Here is a 4836-nt window from a genome sequence, read left to right on the forward strand (position 1 = left end):
GTTCGGCTTGGCGACATACCAGTTCCCGCCGAATTCCATAGTACAAGGGCAAAAGAGTGGAGATTTTTTGAGTGGGGTTCTCAAAAAATACTACTCGACCCTTGTACTATGGAAAGCTTTATTAGAGATATAGAAAGAGAATAAAATGAATAAATACACCTTTCAAATTTTCATAAAATAATAGAATAGAAGAGAGAGTATAGCTTGAACCCTTGATACGACTGGTTTTTTGAGAAAAAACTATAATTTGTGGGATTATAGTTTATAATTTGTGGGATTATAACCGTAATTTGTGGGATTATAATTTATAATTTGTAGAGTTATAAATTAAATCTTTTAAAATTATAAATATGAAAAACATAAAAAAATATTGCACTCAAAAAATATATAGTTTATAATTTATTTAAATTATAAGTAGCATAGGAGGTGAATTTATTGCAACAGGATAGACCTTTAAAAAAAGTCTCTAAAGTCACAAAAAGTAAAATAATTGATGTAAATACTGGAGAAATTCAAGAAGAAGAAGAAATTATAGATGCTTATGTCGATAAAGAACCAGATTATGTGAAATTATATTTGAAAGATATTATAGCCTTAAACGACCTCCCTAAAGGCTTAGATAAAGTAATTAACGTCCTATTAAAAACAATGTCATACGACAATATGATTATTCTAAATAGCTTTATAAAAAAACAAATGACGGAAGAGCTAGGATATAAAACAGTACAAGTTCTTAATAACAACATAAATAAACTAGTAAACGCTGAAATTCTCTTTAGAAAAGGTACTGGTACATATCAAGTAAACGCCCGTTATTTCGGACGTGGCCATTGGCATGACATACAAGAGATTCGATTAGAGCAAATTTATTCAAGTAAAGGAAGAGACTTTAAAACAGAAATAACATATAAAAGCGATGGAGTACCCCAAAATTAAATAAATAAAAAGGCACTCCCTCTTGACCAGGGAGCACCTACATCTTTGAATCTGCACACACGACATATGCCTTTTTATTTTCCTATAAATCTTTTTTAAATACAAGGAGGATGAAAAGTATGACTGCAAACCAAATGTTAGAAATGATTGTGGAGCAAAGTGTACAAGAATTAGCGAAAATCGAAAATCTAGAGGAGTTACATAAACACCAAGACAAATTCACTTTTGAGGAATTTACTCAACTTGAACTAGCAATCACGCTAGAAATGTCAGACATGCAAGAAGAGTTTTATAGAGAAGGATTTAAACAAGGCATAAATTTTATTCTATCTATGAAAAAATAGAGCAAAAAGGCGATGTCCGTTACAATGGGTATCGCCTTTTTTAACGCTCCATTCCTCTATCTCTTTTTGTTTTTGGCTGTCTCGTTTGTTTCAACTGCTCTGATTTGCGTTTTAAGCCCTCTAGTGAGAATTCTTTCCCTTTCCCAAGTATTTTATCTAGAAACGCTTTTAAACGCTCTATAAAAGCTTCTAGGCGCTTCTGAGGGATTGTCTTTGCCTTTTTATTCTCTTCCAAGATAGAAAGCCATTGTTCGCCTTCTTTTTGGTTCTTTGGTTCATGTCCATTTTCTAGATTAAACAGGACTAAGCGTCCTTTCTTTTCTAGTTCGCTAATTTCTATATGTCTGTTTGTATCTTGCAAGATACTTTTATATACTATAGCGTCTGTTCGATGTTTCTTCAGCTGGTTCACTTCTTTTTCTAGTAAACCAAATTGAAATTCAGCATTATCTGCCCTCCGATCAGCCTCGTAATATTTTTCTTCCAATTCCTCAATTTTTTCAGTTGCTGCTGCCATTCTTTTTTCAGCTTGATATTTTACTTTCATGCTAGATACAGATAACTCTTTTAATTTCTCAAAGTCTTTAGAAGGTAGTGTGACCTTATCTCCAAACATCGTTTTCTTTGAAGAAGCTTCGATTTTTTTCAACACTTGTTTTGGTTCTTTAAACACTTTCATTTCTGCCGTCGCATCTGCTTTTTGTTGGTCTTTTTGTTTTTGAATTTCCTCCGAATGCTTTTTTAAATCTTTCACCGTATCTACACCAATCGTTTTATCGTTCAAAATACCTTCTTTGTAGATATACGGAATTTCTTGTTTTAAAAAAGCATCTAGGTCTTGATGAAATGTTTTTAACTCTTTACGTGTTAGCACTTCTTTTGCTGAAACCTTTTCCCTTTGCTTTTTCTCGTCCCAAACAACAGGCATAAAAGCAAAGTGCATATGTGGCCTTGTTTCATCCATATGAACATTTGCTGAAAGTACGTTCTTTTCCCCACCATAACGATTTGCTAAAAATTCATAGGTCTTCTCAAAGAATTCACGTTGTTCCTTTTCTGAAATTCCCTTCAAATTTTCTGGCAACGTAACAACCCAATCTGCACACACTTTTAAATCATTTCGTTTAAGGGCATGTACTTCACTTAAACGCTGATTCATACGAGAAAGTGTATCTCCTTCTTTTTCGCATAAATCATAATTCAAATCTGACCGCTCATTATCAATGTCTAGATTCGAATGATTTTCTGTTTTTCTGTCCCAGTGAATAGATAGTCCTTGTACATTTCCTTTTGTGTATTTTTGAACGTGAGCCATGAGCGAGAACCCCCTTTTTGATAACTAGTATAACACGAGGATCAGCGAGACCCATAGCATATGGTCTAGCACGTTATACCAAATTTCATTTGGACGTGCTCTGCGAGGCTCTTTGGCTTCGCCAAGCCATGCAAGCATGGCAAAGAAAAAACCTCGGACTTTGTCCGAACCTACAAGGGGAACTCTTCCCCTTGACCCCCTTCATCCAACTCCCCAACCCCTCAATCCTTGAGGGGCTCCCTCGCCGGTTGGCAGGTCAAAACGATTAACGTTTTGACAATCCAAGAGGGTCGCATAGTGAGTGTGTCAACTCCTTATCCTCCCGTACCCTTTCGGGTTCGGTCCGGTACCGTTGACACACACGATGCAACTACCTCTTATCACATTATGGAATGCTCCTTGAATTGTCAGAAAATAATTTCTCAAAAACCTCTTCTGCAAATTTCGGTATAGTGATTAAAAGCTTGTTCTTAATTTTGCAAAAGGAATGGTGGCTATGAATCAATTTCTAAAAAAGATGGATACGCTTATATTTTCAAAAATGACAACAGCAAAAAATTTATCTTATGAAACTCAAGTTCCCGAACCAACTATTTCAAAATGGATTCATCAAGGTACTGAAATATCCGCATTTTATTTTTATAAAATCGCACATACTCTTGAGGAAAATAAACATGACCAAGAACAACTTAAAATGGAGTACTTACAAAACTTAAAAGTGGGAAGCTGTATCAATACAAAGATTTTATTTATCCTGTCCTATTTAAATCGAGATACAGTATTATTTACAGAACTTCTTCAACACTGTAATACACATAAATATTTAATTGTTCGCAAATATGCTAAAGCTTTTCAATTTTATCAAAGACGATTACAAGGAGAAGACATACATGAAATTTATTTAGACCTTAAAACATTTCAAAGTAATATAAACAAAAAAGAAAAAGACTTAGCAATTTTATGTGACCTCTTAAGCATTATGATTCTACTTGATCTAGGAGACATCAAACTTGTTCCAACCTATCGTAATCGAATTAAACGAAATTTAATAAAAATAGGTGATAGTCACTTAAAGATGATTTATCATTTTCTTTTTATTGAATTACATAGTTATTATTTACTTCGTAGAAATCAAATCACCTTATTTCAACGACATAATCAATCCCTTCAAAAATTAAAAAACTTAGATTTTTTCCCTGTTATGAAAAGTGCTCTGCATTTAAAAGCAGGAGAAAGTTACTTGCTATCGAATTACAATATGGCGATTTATCATTTAGAAAAATCTCTAGAAATATTTCACTTATATCATGATGAATCAAGATATAAGCAGGCATTAAATGACCTTAATTTTGTAAGAATTATTCATTGGAGAGACATTGATAAAATTGATTTCAAACAACTTCATCCTGCTGAACAAGCTTTATTTTATATTGAATTAGGTCAATATGAGAAAGCAGTTATCCTACTGAATGATTTAGAAAGAAAAAATGGTAAGCTTACAGCTTTGCAGATGTGCTATAAGGGAATGGCAACTTTAAATCTCTCTCTTATTCAACAGTCGATTCAAATGTTTCAATCAAATAACGATTTCTTTTTTGTTCAATATGCAGAAAAAGCATATCAAAAAGTATTAAATCAAGAACAAACAATCAAATCATAAAAGTGAGGAGTTTCATAATGAAAAGAATTTTAACGACCATATTTATGTTTTCTTTTCTTTTAATGTCAACATCAGGAAGTCTTGATATAATAAAGCCAACAAAAACAACGAATAAAATTGAAATACAAAGAATGCATGCGGATCCAGGTGGCGCAGGCCATTAAATATTAAAAATGCACAAAAGACATCGTTTATACGGTGTCTTTTGTGCATTTTATAAGAATTTCTTAAAAACCTCATGAGGAAAATAAGAAATTATCTCCTTGTTGTAATGTTGCACCACATGCTACATGTATGTATCAAATTTGAAACATGATGTTACAAACGTTTAACTCTGTACCTAGAGTTAACTACAACTATTCTGGATTATCTAGACCAAATGGTGCTGGTAAAACAACCGATTTAGTTATTGTTTCCCTTGTTTTTGGGTGTGAGTGCTGGCTGGGGGTTTGGGGGCTAGCCCCCTGGAATTTCACGTAACTACATAGGGAGTAAGCATGTTACTTAGAACGATAGAACTGGCGGTTCGGCGGGTATAATTGCTAGTCCAAGTCGAGCAACTAAGTCCTCGTTTTTGGTCT

General features: G+C 33.5%; 5 protein-coding genes. 4 read left to right on the forward strand and 1 reads right to left on the reverse strand.

Going from position 1 to position 4836, the window contains the following annotated elements; genetic code table 11:
* Positions 1–435: 435 nt before the first annotated feature.
* Positions 436–936: a replication/maintenance protein RepL gene (locus MHH27_RS31920; RefSeq protein ID WP_016111091.1), complete on the forward strand. Its 501-nt coding sequence runs from the start codon at positions 436–438 to the stop codon at positions 934–936.
* 119 nt (positions 937–1055) lie between these two features.
* Entirely contained in the window at positions 1056–1280 is a 225-nt protein-coding gene (locus MHH27_RS31925; protein ID WP_098069766.1) for a hypothetical protein, read from the forward strand.
* A 40-nt stretch (positions 1281–1320) separates the two neighbouring features.
* Here the strand turns inward: MHH27_RS31925 and mobV are convergent, their stop codons facing one another.
* The gene (gene mobV, locus MHH27_RS31930) at positions 1321–2595 is read right to left on the reverse strand and encodes a MobV family relaxase (RefSeq protein ID WP_340946191.1); all 1275 of its coding nucleotides are present in this window, start codon (positions 2593–2595) and stop codon (positions 1321–1323) included.
* A 517-nt stretch (positions 2596–3112) separates the two neighbouring features.
* On the opposite strand from mobV, the gene MHH27_RS31935 reads away from it, so the two are divergent.
* Together MHH27_RS31935 and MHH27_RS31940 are read left to right on the forward strand one after the other, a co-directional pair.
* Positions 3113–4255, forward strand: coding sequence for an AimR family lysis-lysogeny pheromone receptor (locus MHH27_RS31935; RefSeq protein ID WP_340946194.1), 1143 nt, complete (start codon positions 3113–3115; stop codon positions 4253–4255).
* Positions 4256–4272: 17 nt separating this feature from the next.
* Complete coding sequence (locus MHH27_RS31940; RefSeq protein WP_176545628.1) at positions 4273–4419, forward strand: hypothetical protein; 147 nt, start codon at positions 4273–4275, stop codon at positions 4417–4419.
* Positions 4420–4836 lie beyond the last annotated feature (417 nt).

The organism is Bacillus sp. FSL L8-0152, assembly GCF_038006365.1.
GTDB lineage: Bacteria > Bacillota > Bacilli > Bacillales > Bacillaceae_G > Bacillus_A > Bacillus_A cereus.